12 protein-coding genes are annotated in these 16,264 nt (G+C 68.3%); 8 read left to right on the top strand and 4 right to left on the bottom strand.

The features are described from left to right. Window positions 1-60: 60 nt before the first annotated feature. The 7 genes from EKL94_RS15805 to EKL94_RS15775 all read left to right on the top strand — a co-directional run bounded on the left by EKL94_RS15805 (window position 61) and on the right by EKL94_RS15775 (window position 8,816). Window positions 61-2,433 carry a S9 family peptidase gene (locus EKL94_RS15805; protein WP_126929815.1) on the top strand — a complete coding sequence of 791 codons (2,373 nt, stop codon included), beginning with the start codon at window positions 61-63 and terminating at the stop codon, window positions 2,431-2,433. Further along, the gene (locus tag EKL94_RS15800; RefSeq protein ID WP_126929814.1) at window positions 2,430-2,849 is read left to right on the top strand and encodes an NUDIX hydrolase; all 420 of its coding nucleotides are present in this window, start codon (window positions 2,430-2,432) and stop codon (window positions 2,847-2,849) included. Before EKL94_RS15805 ends, EKL94_RS15800 begins: the two co-directional genes overlap by 4 nt. 27 nt (window positions 2,850-2,876) lie before the next feature. Next, window positions 2,877-3,437, top strand: coding sequence for a hypothetical protein (locus EKL94_RS15795; protein WP_126929813.1), 561 nt, complete (start codon window positions 2,877-2,879; stop codon window positions 3,435-3,437). 35 nt (window positions 3,438-3,472) lie between these two features. Beyond that, window positions 3,473-4,594 (top strand): hypothetical protein, encoded by a 1,122-nt coding sequence (locus EKL94_RS15790; RefSeq protein WP_126929812.1) that lies wholly within the window; start codon window positions 3,473-3,475, stop codon window positions 4,592-4,594. 37 nt (window positions 4,595-4,631) lie between these two features. Then, the gene (locus tag EKL94_RS15785; RefSeq protein WP_126929811.1) at window positions 4,632-6,248 is read left to right on the top strand and encodes a hypothetical protein; all 1,617 of its coding nucleotides are present in this window, start codon (window positions 4,632-4,634) and stop codon (window positions 6,246-6,248) included. Between the two features lie 54 nt (window positions 6,249-6,302). Beyond that, entirely contained in the window at window positions 6,303-7,199 is an 897-nt protein-coding gene (gene hemF, locus EKL94_RS15780; protein WP_126929810.1) for an oxygen-dependent coproporphyrinogen oxidase, read from the top strand. 96 nt (window positions 7,200-7,295) lie between these two features. Continuing rightward, window positions 7,296-8,816, top strand: a complete 1,521-nt coding sequence (locus tag EKL94_RS15775) for a hypothetical protein (protein WP_126929809.1) — start codon at window positions 7,296-7,298, stop codon at window positions 8,814-8,816. A 42-nt stretch (window positions 8,817-8,858) separates the two neighbouring features. On the opposite strand, the gene EKL94_RS15770 is transcribed toward EKL94_RS15775, so the two are convergent. Both EKL94_RS15770 and polA read right to left on the bottom strand, forming a co-directional pair. Continuing rightward, window positions 8,859-9,338: a DUF421 domain-containing protein gene (locus tag EKL94_RS15770; RefSeq protein WP_126929808.1), complete on the bottom strand. Its 480-nt coding sequence runs from the start codon at window positions 9,336-9,338 to the stop codon at window positions 8,859-8,861. A gap of 328 nt (window positions 9,339-9,666) precedes the next feature. Then, entirely contained in the window at window positions 9,667-12,441 is a 2,775-nt protein-coding gene (gene polA, locus EKL94_RS15765; protein ID WP_126929807.1) for a DNA polymerase I, read from the bottom strand. A 98-nt stretch (window positions 12,442-12,539) separates the two neighbouring features. Here polA and EKL94_RS15760 point away from each other — a divergent pair, with 98 nt between their 5' ends. After that, the gene (locus EKL94_RS15760; protein ID WP_005411628.1) at window positions 12,540-12,824 is read left to right on the top strand and encodes a DUF2782 domain-containing protein; all 285 of its coding nucleotides are present in this window, start codon (window positions 12,540-12,542) and stop codon (window positions 12,822-12,824) included. A 42-nt stretch (window positions 12,825-12,866) separates the two neighbouring features. Here EKL94_RS15760 and tssA read toward each other — a convergent pair whose 3' ends face one another. Together tssA and EKL94_RS22455 are read right to left on the bottom strand one after the other, a co-directional pair. Further along, on the bottom strand, window positions 12,867-13,901 hold the full coding sequence (gene tssA / locus EKL94_RS15755) for a type VI secretion system protein TssA (RefSeq protein ID WP_126929806.1): 1,035 nt from the start codon (window positions 13,899-13,901) through the stop codon (window positions 12,867-12,869). A 37-nt stretch (window positions 13,902-13,938) separates the two neighbouring features. Continuing rightward, window positions 13,939-16,264: beta strand repeat-containing protein (locus EKL94_RS22455; protein WP_369333412.1), on the bottom strand; the 2,326-nt coding region annotated here is incomplete at its 5' end.

Here is a 16,264-nt window from a genome sequence, read left to right as displayed (position 1 = left end):
TGCCCCCGCCCCTTGCGGCTGCTACGCTTGGCCGGTTTCCTCTACTGGTGCCGTCCGCCCATGTCCCGAGTGCTGCCCCTGTCCCTCCTGCTGTCGGCCGTGCTGGCCGCACCGGCTGCGCATGCCGCGCCGACGCCGATCACCATCGAACAGGCCATGGCCGACCCGGACTGGATCGGCCCGCCGGTCGAGAAGGCCTGGTGGTCGTGGAACAGCCAGCAGGTGGAGTACCAGCTCAAGCGCAACGGCAGCCCGGTGCGCGATACCTTCCGCCAGCCGGTGGCCGGTGGCGTGGCCGCGCAGGTGGCCGATGACCAGCGCGGCACCCTGGACGTGGCCGAACCGGTCTACGACCGCAGCCGCAGCCGCAGCGCCTTCGTGCGCAATGGCGATGTGTTCGTGCGCGACCTGCGCAGCGGCGCGCTGACCCAGCTGACCCGCAGCAACGAGCGCGCGGGCAACGTGAACTTCGCCGCCGACAACGGCGTGATCTGGCGCGTCGGCCAGAACTGGTTCCACTGGACCGCCGCCAGCGGCGTGCAGCAGGTGGCCAGCCTGAAGGCCGAGAAAGACCCGCGTACCGCACCGAAGGCCGACGTGCTGCGCGACCAGCAGCTGCGCACGCTGGAAACCCTGCGCCGCGACCGCGACCAGCGCGAAGCACTGAAGGACCAGGACCAGCGCTGGCGCCAGGCCGACCCGACCCGCGCGCCGGGCCCGGTGTACCTGGGCGCCGAGGTGGAGATCGCCGACAGCGTGCTGTCGCCGGACCTGACCCACCTGATCGTGGTGACCAAGCCGAAGGACTTCGACGACGGCCGTGGCGGCAAGATGCCGCTGTACGTGACCGAGTCGGGCTACGAGGAAACCGAAGACACCCGCACCCGCGTCGGCCGCAACGGTTTCGAACCGCACACCCTGTGGTACGTGGACGTGCGCACCGGCAAGGCCGAGAAGGTCTCGCTGGCCGGCCTGCCGGGCATCAGCACCGATCCGCTGGCCGAGCTGCGGCGCAAGGCCGGCAAGGACGCACTGAAGGGCGAGCGCAGCCTGCAGGTGATGAGCGACTTCATGGGCGGTGGCATCCGCTGGAGCCCCGATGGCCAGCAGGCCGCGGTGATGCTGCGTGCCAACGACAACAAGGACCGCTGGATCGTCAGCGTCAACGCCGCCGACGGCCGCGTGCAGAACCGCCACCGGCTGACCGACAACGGCTGGATCAACTGGGGCTTCAACGATTTTGGCTGGATGGCCGATGGCCGCACGCTGTGGCTGCTGTCGGAGGAATCGGGCTTCTCGCACCTGTACACCCAGGCCGGCACCGCCAAGCCGCAGGCGCTGACCGGCGGCAAGTGGGAAACCTCGGCGCCGGTGCCGTCGGCCGATGGCAAGGGCTTCTACTTCCTGTGCAACCAGCAGGCGCCGCATGACTACGAAGTCTGCGCGGTCGACACCGGCAGCCGCCAGGTGCGCGAGCTGACCAGCCTCAACGGCGTGGAAGACTTCTCGCTGTCGCCGGACGGCCAGCAGCTGCTGGTGCGCTACTCCGGCGCCTACCTGCCGGCGCAGCTGGCCGTGGTACCGAGCACCGGCGCAGGCCAGGCCCGCGTGCTGACCGACACCCGCACTGCCGAGTTCAAGGCGCGCGAGTGGATCCAGCCGAAGCTGGTGGCAGTGCCGTCCAAGCATGGCGCCGGCGTGGTCTGGGCCAAGTACTACGAGCCGGCGAACAAGGAACCCGGCAGGAAGTATCCGATCGTGATGTTCGTGCACGGCGCCGGCTACCTGCAGAACGTGCACCAGCGCTACCCGGCCTACTTCCGCGAGCAGATGTTCCACAACCTGCTGGTGCAGAAGGGCTACATCGTGCTGGACATGGATTACCGCGGCAGCGAGGGCTACGGCCGCGACTGGCGTACGGCGATCTACCGCAACATGGGTCACCCGGAGCTGGAGGATTACAAGGACGGCCTGGACTGGCTGGTCGACACCCAGCAGGGTGACCGCGACCATGCCGGCATCTACGGTGGTTCCTACGGCGGCTTCATGACCTTCATGGCCCTGTTCCGCTCGCCGGGCACGTTCAAGGCCGGCGCCGCGCTGCGCCCGGTGGTCGACTGGCACCAGTACAACCACGGCTATACCAGCAACATCCTCAACACCCCGGACATCGATCCGGAGGCGTACCGCGTGTCCTCGCCGATCGAATACGCGCAGAACCTGCAGGACAACCTGCTGATCGCCCACGGCATGATGGATGACAACGTGTTCTTCCAGGACTCGGTGAACCTCACCCAGCGCCTGATCGAACTGCACAAGGACAACTGGTCGATCGCACCGTACCCGCTGGAGCGCCACGGCTATGTGCGCGCCGATTCCTGGCTGGACCAGTACAAGCGCATCCTCAAGCTGTTCGAGCAGAACCTGAAGTGAGCAACGCCGCGGCCACGATCCGTATCGTGGCCGCGGTCATCCTGGATGACCGCGGCCGGGCGCTGGTGGTGCGCAAGCAGGGCGCCAGCCGCTTCATCCAGCCGGGCGGCAAGCCCGAACCCGGTGAAGCGCCGCTGCAGGCGCTGGCCCGCGAACTGGACGAAGAACTCGGTGTGCAGCTGTGCGCAGAAACCGCCATCGCGCTGGGTACCTTTGAGGATTGGGCGGTGAACGAGCCCGGCCATCGCGTGCAGGCACAGGCCTGGTGGGTGCGGGTGGACGGCACGCCACAGGCACGTGCAGAGATCGCCGAACTGGCCTGGGTGCCGCTGCAGCCGCCGCACGGCCAGCCCTTGGCACCGTTGAGCGAACACCATATCCTGCCGGCCGTCGCCACCCGGGTGACAGCCCGCTGATTACCCCACTGCTGCCCAGGACATCGGATGTCGCTTCAATCGCCCCAAGGCCGTCCTCCCAGCACAATCGTCGCCCAGGATTTCATCCGACCGCTGGGCTTGGCTTCACTGCTGGTCTGCGCTGGATTCATCCTGCTCATTGCACTTCAAGCGGTGTTGCTTTCGCAGCTGGCTGACAGTCTGCTCTGGCAGAGAATGATCATGATGGCCACTGAGCAGGGTTTCCCCCACAGCGTGCAGTGGATGCTGAAGGACCCGGTCGCCGCCACATTATGGCTGGCGCTACCCGGCATACCGGCCGTGCTTTCAAGCTGGGGCTTCTACCGGCAGCGTCGCTGGGGACTCTGGAGCTACGTGGCGTTGCTGTGGTTGTCCGCCGTGGCGAATTTCGCAGTCGTCTGGTGGCTGGACAGCATCTTCGCTGACCTCATGACGCATATCGCCGATCCACATACGCTGCGTGAAGCCCAGGTCCAACGAATCCTGGTGTCACTGACCTTGTCCGGAGGCGCCGTGGCCATACTCGTTGCACAGGGCTGGCTGGCCTGGCGCCTGTTGCGGCCGGACATCCGCTCGCGCTTCCACTGAGCCACACCCCTTTCCCGCACGACAAGGACCGTCGCATGCGCTTGCTGACCCTTCTCCCCGCACTGCTGCTGTTGGCTGCGCTGCCTGCTGCCGCCGATGCGCTGCAATGTGGCGAGTACCGCAGCGCTGATGGCGGCATGGCGCTGGTGTTCACCACTCCCGGCACCGGCTACCGCCACGATGACGGCAGCGAGCCGCAGCCGCTGTGGGTTGATCGCGGTGCGGCACAGACGCGGTTGGTCATGCTCGACGATGGCGTGGCGCAGCCGATCCGGATCAGTGCCGATGGGCAGCGCATCGAGGACGACGGGGTGGTGACCTACACCCTGCGCCAGTCCCGCACCTGCGCCAGCGAGCCCAGCGCGACTGCCGGCAGCTGCCGCGCCGCCGGCAGCCACTGCATTGCGCAGCTGCCCACGGCTTCATCCGGCCAGGCCCAGCGTGCGTGCAGCGAAGGCGTTGGCGCGGGCTGCTCGGCGCTGCTGCGACAGCTTCGTGATGGAACATCTGTAGTCGGCAGCGATGACACCAGCCCCGCGCGCTTCGAACGCCCGCCCGTCTGCCGCGAACACACGCCCGGCCATGACCCGCAGGCCTGCGAGACGCTGACCGGCGATGCGCTGGTCACCGCCATGCAGCAGGTCGGTGAACGCCTGCAACAGGAAGACGAAGACACGCCGGATTCGCCGCTTCCGGCCGCTGCACGCGATCATCTGCAGCGGCTGTGCCTGCAGCACCGCAGTGGCCGCTTCTGCATCGAAGTGGCCGAACAGCAGTGGATCGCACAGGAACCTGCGTTGGCGGTGCAGGCGCTGCAGGTGGCCTGCGATGCAGGCCGCATCAGTGCCTGCGAACGTACCGCGCCGTTGCAGGCACTCGGTGCTGACCTGCGCCTGGTTCCGGCCCAACAGGTGCCGTGCGGCCGCTACCAGGCTGCCGGTGGCGTGATCGACAGGCTCGACTTCGACGATGGCGCGCGAGGCCGCCTGCAGAGCGGCGCCATCCACCTGCAGCAGAACGGCCAAACCCTTGTGCTGCGCCAGCTCGGCAATGGCGACCTGCTTGGCATGGATGCGCAGACCGCCTACCAGCGTTACCAGCCCGTGCCCGGCACGGCACAATGCACGCCCCCGCGCGAGGGCCGTGGTTCGCCGTAGCGCCTGGAGTTTCCCGTTCGATCGTCAAGGAGACGACATGCATTCACCCGCACCGTGCCGCCGCTGGCTGGCCTGGGCGCTGCTGCTGGCCGCGCCGATGGCCGCCGCACAGTCACCGCAATGCGGCCTGTTCAAGGCCGACGAAGGCAGCGGCACGCTGCGCATCAGCTCGCCGAACCGCGGCGAGCAGAAGCACTTCGGCAGTGCGCCGTCTCCGGTCGCGTTCCAGCAGATCGACGGAAAGCTGCAACTGGTGAACCTGGAGTACGGCCTGCCCAGCGCGCTGCAGGTGCGCGATCGTGGCCGCACGGTCGAGGTGGATGGCACGGTCTACCTCCTGCAGACCCCCGTACAGTGCGCCGCAGCAGCCACGCCAACTGAAGGCAGCTGCCTGGCCGATGCGGCGGCGTGCCTGGACAACCGTCGTGAAGCGACCCCGGCCGCGCTGGAAGCAGGCTGCCGGGAAGGCGTGCCCGGCATGTGCCTGCAACTGGCTGATCGTTGGCACGAAGAGGCCAAACCCACGGTCGAGGCCGATCCCGCCCTGGCAAAGGCAGCGCTGGACGCCGCCCTGTCCGGCATCAAACTCCCCGCCGCCTGTGACGACGGTGGCTTCGAACAGGGAACCCCGGCGTGTGCCGCCGCACTCGAGGCCGATCCCGCAGTGCAGGAGCAGCTGGTCAAGGCGGCGATGACGGCAGCCATGACCGAAGCCATGGTGACGATGACGGCGCCGACCGTGCCGGTGATCATTCCGGCTGAGCGGCGGCAACAGTTGTTGCGGCTGTGCCGCGAGGTACCGCACGGTGGCTTCTGCACCCGCGTGGCTGAGCTGTCCTGGGACGCGGGAGACCCCCAGCAGGCGGTGCAGGCCCTGGCTGCGGCCTGCACCCCCGGCAATGACACCGCCACCTGCGAGCGCCTGCCGGCGCTGCAGGCGGTGGGCGCATCGTTGCAGCCGCAGCCGGCAACGGTCCTGCCCTGTGGCAATTACCGATCCGACGGCGGCCTGATGGACACGCTGGATTTCGGTGACGCCGGCCTGGTCGGTGTGGGCTGGAGCAGCCATCTTCGCGCACGCGTCGAAGCGGGCGACATCCGCATCCGTCACGACCGTGACGGCGACTTCGTGCTGCGCCCGCTGCCCGGCGGCCAGTTGCTGGGCCTGGATAACTGGACCCGTTTCCAGGTGTTCACCCCCACCGGGGAGGGCCCGACCCGGTGCAGTGCACCGAAGCAGTTCAAGGTGCTGCCACTGCCGCAGGACTGCCCGCTGGCGCTGGCCAACGAGGACGGTGCCGAAGCCTGCTGCGCGCAGGGCAAGCTGCAGGGCTGCAACATTCTTGGCAACCGTCTTGCGCTGTCCGGAAACTGGCTGCAGGCCGTCGAGCACTACACCACGGTCTGCCGTGCCGGCGTCCGCGAAGGGTGCGAGAACCTGGTCACCGCGCAGGGCAACGGTGCCGAAGTGAGCGCACGAGCACTCCTGGAGCAGCTGTGCAAGGCCGACCGCAGCGGCCTGCATGTGGCCTGCGACGTGCTCGAAACCCAGAACTGGGAGCTGATCACGCTGGGCGGTGCCCTGCAGAAGGCGGTTGACGAGGCGGCCGTGGACGACGCTCCGGCGCCGCGCAACTCCAACCGCAAGCGCTGAGCCGGCCAGGGCCTGTCCGCAGCTTCGGGCGGGCCCTGCGGTAAAGTACGCGCCATGAACGAATTCGAGCGCGTGCGCGCCTACCTCACCGACCTGCAGGACCGCATCTGTGCGGCGATCGAGGCCGCCGACGGCCAGGCCCGCTTCCAGGAAGACCTGTGGCAGCGGGCCGAGGGCGGTGGCGGACGTACCCGCGTGCTGCGCGACGGTGCGGTGTTCGAGCAGGCCGGCATCGGCTTCTCCGACGTGGCCGGCAGCCGCCTGCCGCCGTCGGCCTCGGCCAACCGCCCGGAACTGGCCGGCGCCTCCTGGCGCGCCACCGGCGTGTCGCTGGTGTTCCACCCGCTCAACCCCTACGTGCCGACCACCCATGCCAACGTGCGCTTCTTCCAGGCACAGCGCGACGGCGAAGTGGTGGCCAGCTGGTTCGGCGGCGGCTTCGACCTGACCCCGTTCTATCCGTTCGACGAGGACGTGCAGCACTGGCACCGGGTTGCGCGCGACCTGTGCACGCCGTTCGGCGAAGAACGCTATGCCGCGCACAAGCGCTGGTGCGACGAGTACTTCTTCCTGCGCCACCGCAATGAAACGCGCGGTGTCGGCGGTCTGTTCTTCGACGACCTGCACGGCGACTTCGAGCACGATTTCGATTACCTGCGCGCGGTCGGTGATGGCTTCCTCGATGCCTACCTGCCGATCGTGCAGCAGCGCAAGGACACCGCGCATGGCGAACGCGAACGCGAGTTCCAGCTGTACCGCCGCGGCCGCTATGTGGAGTTCAACCTGGTCTATGACCGCGGCACGCTGTTCGGTCTGCAGAGCGGTGGCCGCAGCGAGAGCATCCTCATGAGCCTGCCGCCGCGGGTGCGCTGGGAGTACGGCTTCAGTCCGGAAGCGGGCAGCGCCGAGGCGCGCCTGGCCGACTATCTGGTGCCGCGCGACTGGCTCTGATCTTCCGGCGCCACGCCTGACGCGTGGCACGTTCTCCTGCCTGTGGTGCGCCCCGCACCGGACAGGCCCTGCCCCACTTCCTTCAAGGATGACCCCATGCCTGCTGCTGTTTCCCTCCGCCCCCGCGCTGCGGGCTGGCGCTCCCTGCTGTTGCTTGCATTGGCCTCGGCCAGCCTGCCGGCCGCCGCGCAGTCGATGGCCTGCGGCACCTACAAGGACAGCAGCGGCAACACCACGCTGACCCTGGAGAGCGAAGGCCACGGCTTCCTGTCCGGCCCCTACCAGGCCACCGAGGAGCTGCGCATCGCCCGCCAGGAAGACGTACTCGGTACCGGCAACCTGTCCACGGGCCAGCTGGAAAACTGGTACTTCTCGGACAACGACCGCACGATCAGCACGCCCTATCGCGAGTTCACCCGTGAGCACGCCGCCGCCTGCAGGACGATGCCGGAGCCCGTCGAGGACGGTTGCGTGATGAACACCTCCGAGTGCCTGGAGGCGCTGCCCGAGGCCGCACCCGTGAAACTGCACGCCTGGTGTGCCGAGGGCGTGGGCGCAGCCTGCATGCGACTGCTGGAGACCTACCAGCAGCAGGCCAAGGACGCAGCCCCGGCGCCTGCACGGGCCGAGCCGCCGAAGCCGGAGATCTGCAAGGAGGATTCCGCGTCCTTCAACGCCGAGGGCTGCCGGGCGATCGCCGAGGTGATCGGCCTGGAGATGATCGGCAAGTCGCTGCTCGGGCTGCAGCATTCGGTCGAGCCTGCGTTGCTGCCCGCGCAGCTCGATGAGCTGGCCGCACTGTGCCGGCAGCAGCACGGCGAGACCTTCTGCGCCGACGTTGCCGAGGTGCTGTGGAGCGGCGGGCGCCTTTCGCAGGCCCACGAAGCGCTGCAGCTGTCGTGCGCGCAGCGCGCGGACGGCGTGGCCTGCGGCCGCGCCCAGGCACTTGCCAGCCTGGCCGCTGCACCGGCCGCTGCACTGGCCCCGGTGCCGGCCACCGCGCTGCCCTGTGGCAGCTTTGAAGCCGAGTACAGCGTGCTCTCGCAGCTGCGCTTCCTCGATGGCGGCCTGGTTGAGGCCGAGGGCCGCGACCAGCGCCTGCGCGCGCGCCTGCAGGACGGCCGCATCTTCATCCGTCGCGATGTCGGCAGCGACTTCGTACTGCAGCCGCTGAAGAACGGAAACCTGGCCAGCGTCGACGGCGGCAACCGCTTTGCCTATTACGAGCGCAAGCCCGCCACAGGCAATGCCACCTGCACACCGCCGGTGGCCTTCGTGGAGATCCCGCTGCCGCTGGATTGCCCGACCCTGGCCCGCAAGGACGGCGCCAAGGCCTGCTGTACCGATGGCAAGCTGCTGGGCTGCAAGGTTGCCGGCGAAGCGCTGTTCGAGTCCGAGAAATGGGCCGCGTCGCTGCCCTACTTCGAGACGCTGTGCGGCGCGGGCGTGCGCGAAGGGTGCCTGGCATTGGCAGCGGTGTATTCGCACACCGCAGACCCGAAGATCCCGCAGGCCATGGCGGCGATCTGCGCGAAGGATGGCAAGGGCACGCACGTGGCCTGTGATGTGGACGCCACCCGCAACTGGCCGGCGCTGAAGGCCGAAGCCGCGCCCTGACGCCCGGCACCTGTAGAGCCGGGCATGGGCTCGGCTACAGGGTCAGGTGCTCTTCCTGGGGATGATCGTGATGTGCCCGTTGATCTCCAGCAGGGCCAGCTCGACATCCTCCACGCCCAGGCAACCCTGCTGGCGCATGGCGGCCTCGAAATCGGCACGGGTGACCTGCTCGCGGCGTAGAACGACGTCGAACAGGCGCCCATCACGCGCGATCACCACGGGTTCTCCTTCAACCAGGCGCTCGATCCGCCGGCTGCGGGTACTCACCCAACCCACCCCGTAGTTGAGCAGGATCAGGGTGGCCGCCAGCAGCAGGCCACCCCCCAGCGAGGTGTCGGTACCCAGCAGCGCGTTCTGTACCGCGTTGCCCAGCAGCACCACCAGCAGCACGTCGAAGGGCGTGATCTGCCCCAGCGGACGCTTGCCACTGAGCCGGACCATGCCCAGCACCACCACGTAGACCACCACCGCGCGCAGGATGAACTCCCACCACGGCATTGCCAGTGCGAACAGGTCGGGCATTGTCTTCCCCTGCGGAGCGGTGGCCCAGCGTGGCGCAGGCCATGGCGTCTGGCAACGGCACAAATAAAAAGCCCCGCTGACCAGGGGGAGGTCAACGGGGCCGGGGAACGGGCACTTGGGGAGGAGTCCCCGTTCCGAGATCTGCTCCAGGGGATGGGAGAGATCCACAACAGGCGTTGCGCCTGTCGAGAGTTATAGAAGCACTCCGAACACTAACGGTTCGTGAAGGGGCCCAATTTAATGAACCTCGATCAGGGCAACATTCATGATCGAGTCAGAAACCTCTGACGAATGAACGAATTCACGTCGTTTTCGGCCTGAAACACCCTCAGTGCGCTTCGTCCCAGTTGTTGCCGATGCCGGTATCGACCACCAACGGCACCCGCAGTTTGGCCGCTTGCGACATGCGCTCGACCACCTGCGAACGCAACTCCTCGACGAAACTGCTTTCGGTTTCGAACACCAGTTCGTCGTGTACCTGCAGGATCATCCGCGCCGGTGCGCCGCTGTCACGCAGCCACTGATCCACGTCCACCATCGCACGCTTGATGATGTCGGCGGCGGTGCCCTGCATCGGTGCGTTGATCGCGGCACGTTCGGCACCGGCGCGCAGGCCCTGGTTACGTGCATGAATGTCGTTCAGGTACAGGCGGCGACCGAACAGGGTTTCCACATAGCCCTGGTCGCGGGCCTGCTGGCGCATCCGCTCCATGAAGTCGCGCACGCCCGGGTAGCGGCTGAAGTACAGCGCCACGTAATCCTGCGCCTGGCCACGGTCGATGCCCAGGTTGCGGGCCAGGCCGAAGGCACTCATGCCGTACATCAGCCCGAAGTTGATCGCCTTGGCAGCCCGGCGCTCGTTCGGCGTCACTTCCTCCAGCGTGCGCCCGAACACCTCGGCGGCGGTGGCACGGTGCACGTCGGCGCCCTGCTCGAACGCGCGCACCAGGCCCGGGTCCTCGGACAGGTGGGCCATGATCCGCAGCTCGATCTGCGAATAGTCGGCCGCCAGCAGCTGGAAGCCTTCCGGGGCGATGAACGCGCGGCGGATGCGGCGGCCATCCTCGGTGCGGATCGGGATGTTCTGCAGGTTCGGGTCCGACGAGGACAGGCGCCCGGTGGCGGCTCCGGACTGGTGGTAGCTGGTATGCACGCGGCCGGTGTCCGGATTGACCATCTCCGGCAGCTTGTCGGTGTAGGTGCTGCGCAGCTTGGCCAGCCCGCGGTACTCCAGGATCACGCGCGGCAGTTCGTGCTGGTCGGCAATCGCCTCCAGCGCCTCTTCATTGGTGCTGGGCTGGCCCTTCGGGGTCTTCACCACCGCCGGCAGCTTCAACTCGTCGAACAGCACGGCCTGCAGCTGCTTGGGCGAATCCAGGTTGAAGCTGCGCCCGGCCAGTTCGGTGGCCTTCTGCTGCGCCGCCAGCATGCGCGAGGACAGGTCCTGGCTCTGCCGGCGCAGTTCGGCGGCATCGATCTGCACACCATTGGCTTCGATGCTGGTCAGCACCGGCACCAGCGGCATCTCGATGTCGCGGTACACGCTGTCCAGCGCCGGTTCGGCCAGCAGCTGCGGTTGCAACGCGCGGTGCAGGCGCAGGGTGATGTCGGCGTCCTCGGCCGCATAGCGGCTGGCTTCGTCGATGCCGACCTGCGAGAACGGAATCTGCTTGGCGCCCTTGCCGGCCACGTCTTCGAACTTGATGGTGTTGTAGCCCAGGTAACGCAGGGCCAGTGAATCCATGTCGTGGCGGGTGGCGGTGGAGTTGAGCACGAAGCTCTCGAGCATGGTGTCGTCATGGTAGCCCTGCACCTCCACGCCGTGACGGCGCAGCACGTGCAGGTCGTACTTGCCGTGCTGGCCCAGCTTCTTCTTCGCCGGGTCCTGCAGCACCGGGCGCAGCGCATCCAGCACCTGCTGCATCGGCAGCTGGGCCGGCGCCCCCGGGTAATCGTGGCCAACCGGAATGTAGGCGGCCTTGCCCGGCTCGACCGCCAGGCTGATACCCACCAGGCGTGCACGCATCGCGTCCAGCGCATCGGTTTCGGTATCGAAACTGATCAGGTCCGCCTGCTGCAGGCGCTCGACCCAGGCCTGCAGCTGCTCGGCGGTCAGCACGGTCTCGTATTCACCCGGTGCCGCCAGCGCCGGATCCAGCGTGCCCGCTGCCGGTGCCTCGGCGCTGCCACGGGCAAACCCTGCTGCCGTACCGCGCAGGCTCGGCGTTGCTTCACTGGCGGCGGTCGGCGCCGGCAGCGGTGCACCCAGCTCCTTCAGCGCCTGGGTGAAGCCGTAGCGCGCATACAGCTCGGTCAGCTCCGGCACGTCCTGCTCGCGCAGGGCCAGCGTGGTCGGGCTGGCGTCCAGCTCCACGTCGGTGCGGATGGTCACCAGCTCGCGGTTCAGCGGCAGGCGCTCCAGTGCCGCGCGCAGGTTTTCGCCGATCTTCCCCTTCATGGTCGGCGCGGCCGCCATCACCCCATCCAGGTGCTGGTACTCGGCCAGCCACTTGGCGGCGGTCTTCGGCCCGCACTTCTCCACGCCCGGCACGTTGTCGACGGTGTCGCCCATCAGCGCCAGCAGGTCGATGATCTGGTCGGCGCGCACGCCGAACTTCTCCATCACCGCCGCATCCGAATCCATGCGGCTGCCGGTCATGGTGTTGACCAGTTCGATGCCCGGGCGCACCAGCTGGGCGAAGTCCTTGTCGCCGGTGGAAATGGTCACCTTCAGGTCCTGCGCCACGCCCTGCAGGGCCAGCGTGCCGATCACATCGTCGGCTTCCACGCCGGGAATGCGCAGGATGCTGATGCCCAGTGCTTCGACGATGCGGCACATCGGCTCGACCTGGCTGCGCAGTTCATCGGGCATCGGCGGGCGGTTGGCCTTGTACTGGTCATACAGGTCATCGCGGAAGGTCTTGCCCGGCGCATCGACCACGAACGCCACGTAGGCCGGGCGCTCCTTCAGCGTCGAGCGCAGCATGTTGACCACGCCGAACAGCGCGCCGGTGGGTTCGCCCTGTGCATTGGACAGGGGCGGCAGCGCGTGGAACGCGCGGTACAGGTAACTGGACCCGTCGATCAGGACTAATCTGCTCATGGGTCGATTCTACGCGCCCGTGCCTGCATCGCGGCGACACGGCAGGTGCCCGGCGATGGGGCATAATCAAGGCTCATTCCAGGCAAAGGCCCCCGCCGATGAAGACCCTGATGCTGGCTTCCCTGCTCCTGCTCGCTGGCTGCGCCAGCATGGGTGGCGCAGGCGCTCCCCCGGTGGACGTCAAGGGCGCGGATGTGTCCAAGCGCACCATGGACAACGGCGATGTCATCGAGGAATACCGCGTATCCGGCCAGCTGCGCATGGTCAAGGTGACCCCGTCGCGCGGTGCCCCGTTCTACATGTACGACAAGAACGGCGACGGCCGTTTCGACAACGACAAGGACGGCGTGTCGCCGGTGTACTGGAAGCTGTACAGCTGGTGAGGTGACCGGAGTCTGCACCGCGCATCCACGCATGGCGTGGATCTACTCGGAGCGGCCCACCACGCGTTCCATTTCATCCATGCCACCCGGCGCCAGGTCACGCAGCAGGGCGAGGAAGTCGCCACCGACCAGGCGGCGCGCCCGCTGCAGCAGCAGCGGTACCGGGCTGGACGGTTCGCAGCGCGCGTAGTACTCGCAGATCTCGTCCAGCCGCCGGCGCACATCGTCGGCGCTTTCGATGCGTTGGCTGCGGGTTGAGACCGGACCTGCGCCGCCGCTGTCCGGTGACGCGTCATGTTCCTCGTCGCCCGCACTGGCCTGGCTGCCGCTGCGTGCCTGCCAGCGCGGCTGCAGGTAGCGATCCAGCGTGGCCAGATCGTCCAGAAGCGGTTTCAGGTCCGGAGCCGCCGGTCCCAGCTGTTCACCCAGCAACTGATCGATCGCGCGTGCCGCCTGCAGCGACTGCCGCGCAGCCTCGGTGCTGGCCGCCAGCATGTCCAGCGGGCAATCCAGGCAGCACGCATCGATCTCGTCCAGGCCTGGCGAAGACGGGGACTCTGCTGCCCCCCTCAACGTGCCGTCGGCCAGACGCAGCTCACGCAGGGCGTAGCGCCCCAGCCGCGGCGACTGCACGAAGGGCAGCACGCGCAGGCGACCAAGTGCCCCCAGCGGGTCGGCCAGCGCCAGCACCGCGTTGACCCGCGCGGTCGGGTCGTCATCGTCCTCCGCATCCAGCTGCGGATGCACCCCGGCCCATTGCTGCTGCAGCAGGCCCTGCACCAGGCGCAGGCCATCGGCCCAACCCGCCCAGCCCTGCTGCCGGCTCCATGCCGTGGCCAGATGCACCGCCACCCGCAGGTCGCGGGTGCGCTGCAGCAGTGCCAGCGCCTGCTCGCCGACCCGGTCCCAGTCGGGTTCTTCAGCGGCCAGCACACTGTCGCCGACGACCCGCTCGGCGCGCGCCGCCGCCGCCTGGTCCAGCGCCAGGAAGGCCGGATCGTATTCCAGGTTGTCGCCACAGGCGCTGCCCTCGGGCAGTGCCGCACACAGGCGGTCGAGCAGGTCGTTGCGGTCCATCAGAGCCTCCACGGCCAATGGCCAGGCAGGGTGGGGTTCACTGCGCGCACTCCGCGTCCGGGTCACCGCTGTCACAGGCCACGGTCTGGTCGGCCGGCAGGCGAATGCCAGGCTGGACGATGCCGAACGCGCGGTACTGGGCACTCAATGCGCTCATGTCGACATAGGCAACCCGCGGCAGCACGCCGCCCTGGGTCCGCGCGCCGACGATCGCCGTGGGCAGGTTGAGGCCGCCGCCCACCACCAGCGGCAGGCCGTCCGTACCGATGCCATAGAAGTACGCCGGTGGGCGACCGATGAAGTCCACCACGTGGCTGTTGCCGGCGCTGGTCAGATAGATCGGCAAGGGCTGGGTGCCGATGCCGCCGCTGGACCACCAGTGGCTGGCGCCGGCCAGCACCGGCGTGGTACCCAGCTGGCGGATGTCACCGCCCCGCACCTTCAGGTAGAACCCGCTATTGCCGGCATCGACACTGAATGCGCCGCCGTTGAGCGAGGCAAGGGTCAGGGTACCGGCGTTGGTCAGGCTGAAGCCTGCGGGCGACTGGAAATCGCCGAGGGTACCGATGGCATTGGCCACGAACAGCGAGGCGTCGCCCAGCATCGTCGGGCCGGCGGCGCGTCCGCTGAGCTGATCAGCCAACAGGCGGCCACCCGCACCGGCACGGATCGCGCCAGACGACTGCAGGCGCAGCTGGCCCGCCTGCACACTGCCATTGAGCTGCAGATCACCACCGTGCACGTCGAGCAGGCCCTGCGCACCAGCCTGCACGTTGCCGGTCACCTGCAGCCCTTGCGTGGTCCGCAGCTCCAGGCCCTGGCTGCTGAAGTCACCGAGCGTGGCGATACGGTTGTCGCCGCGCAGGCTGGCCTTGCCGCCGGCGCTGCCCTGCAGGCGCTGTGCGGCCAGCACGCCACCGCTCTGGGTCAGCGCGCCACCACTGCCAAGCTGCAGTTCCCCCGCAGCCAGCACGTCCTGGCCGAGCTGCAGGTCCTGGCCGCTGCGCAGGGTGATGTTGTTGCCACGCAGTGCCGCCGGCAACTGCAATGCGCCGCCGGCCAGCAGCTGCAGGTCAGCGCCGCCGGTATCGATCACGCCGCTGGGCAGAGTCAGCGCACCTCCTGCCTGCAGGCGAACTGCTGCGCTGCGGTTGTCGAGCGAACCGATGCGCAGGTCGCCCGCACTGGCCAGATCGATACCCACGCCGGCCAGCGACACCACGCCGCGCAGCTCGTTGCCAACCGATCCCAGTGCAATCGACGCATCACTGCGCAGGTTGGTGCTGCCATCCACGCGCAGCGTGCCGTCCTGATCGATGCCGTTGCTACCCGTAGCCTGCAGGTTGCCACCCACATGTGTCGTGCCGAAGTGCAGCTGCTGGCCCTGCAGGGTCACATTGCCGGCAACGTCGGCCGCGGACAGGGTCAGGCGTTCTGCGCTGCGCGCGACCAGGCTGCCTGCCGTCACGTCCTGCAGCTGCAGGGCGCCATCGCTGGCCAATGCCACCTGCCGGCCCTGCACGGCCACGGCATCACCGAAACGATTGCCAGCGGCCTGCAGGTCGATGTCACCGCCGGCACTCAGGCGGGTGGCGCCCGCTACCTGCACGGCGCCCTGCTGGCGGATGTCGCCGGCGCTGGCCAGCGACAGCGTGCCGCCCGCGTTCACGCTGCCCAGCAGCAGCGTATCGGCGGCCACGTTGATATCACCACCGGACAGGTTGAGCGCGCCACCGAAATGGTTGCCGGCGTTGCCGAGCGCGATGCGTCCGCTGCCTGCATTGACCTGCACCGCACCTGCGGCCTGCACACTGCCGCCCACGCCGTTGGGCGCCGCGATCTGCACGATGTCCGCATTGCTGCTGGACAGGGTCAGCGAACCACCGCTGCGCAGGTCACCACCCAGCCGCACGCCATCGCGACCTGTCAGCGTCACGTTGTTGCCGGCCAGCAGCGCATTGGCCTGCAACACCCCGCCATCGGCGAGCAAGGTGAGGTCGCCGGTACCGGTATCGATGGCAGAGGCCGGCAGTTGCAGGCCTCCCCCGGCATGCAGGCGGACGCCGGACTGCCCGGCGTTGTTCAGACGATCAATCTGCAGATCACCCGCGGTGCGCAGGTCGATGCCGTTGCCGTCGAGTCCGACTGCACCTGTGAACCGGTTGTCGGCGCGATCCAGCGCGATGGCGCCCTGCGTGCGCATGTCGCTGCGCCCGCCGACCTGCACCGCCGCCTGCTGGGAAATACCAGCGCTGCCGGCACGTGCATCCAGGTTACCGGATACCGATACAGTGTCGAACAGCAGGCCACCACTGGTGCCGAGAGTAACGTTGGCCCCCTGCAGGGCGACGCTGCCGTCGAAG

It is taken from the genome of Stenotrophomonas maltophilia, from assembly GCF_003970865.1.
GTDB classification, from domain to species: Bacteria; Pseudomonadota; Gammaproteobacteria; order Xanthomonadales; family Xanthomonadaceae; genus Stenotrophomonas; species Stenotrophomonas maltophilia_AR.
This window is presented reverse-complemented; position numbering and strand designations above follow the sequence as displayed.

What these genes read in the sequence shown, in the direction of transcription:
- EKL94_RS15805 (WP_126929815.1), top strand. Translation starts at nt 61, where the DNA reads ATGTCCCGAGTGCTGCCCCTGTCCCTCCTGCTGTCGGCCGTGCTGGCC.
- EKL94_RS15795 (WP_126929813.1), top strand. Translation starts at nt 2,877, where the DNA reads ATGTCGCTTCAATCGCCCCAAGGCCGTCCTCCCAGCACAATCGTCGCC.
- EKL94_RS15790 (WP_126929812.1), top strand. Translation starts at nt 3,473, where the DNA reads ATGCGCTTGCTGACCCTTCTCCCCGCACTGCTGCTGTTGGCTGCGCTG.
- EKL94_RS15785 (WP_126929811.1), top strand. Translation starts at nt 4,632, where the DNA reads ATGCATTCACCCGCACCGTGCCGCCGCTGGCTGGCCTGGGCGCTGCTG.
- hemF (WP_126929810.1), top strand. Translation starts at nt 6,303, where the DNA reads ATGAACGAATTCGAGCGCGTGCGCGCCTACCTCACCGACCTGCAGGAC.
- EKL94_RS15775 (WP_126929809.1), top strand. Translation starts at nt 7,296, where the DNA reads ATGCCTGCTGCTGTTTCCCTCCGCCCCCGCGCTGCGGGCTGGCGCTCC.
- EKL94_RS15770 (WP_126929808.1), bottom strand. Translation starts at nt 9,338, where the DNA reads ATGCCCGACCTGTTCGCACTGGCAATGCCGTGGTGGGAGTTCATCCTG.
- polA (WP_126929807.1), bottom strand. Translation starts at nt 12,441, where the DNA reads ATGAGCAGATTAGTCCTGATCGACGGGTCCAGTTACCTGTACCGCGCG.
- EKL94_RS15760 (WP_005411628.1), top strand. Translation starts at nt 12,540, where the DNA reads ATGAAGACCCTGATGCTGGCTTCCCTGCTCCTGCTCGCTGGCTGCGCC.
- tssA (WP_126929806.1), bottom strand. Translation starts at nt 13,901, where the DNA reads ATGGACCGCAACGACCTGCTCGACCGCCTGTGTGCGGCACTGCCCGAG.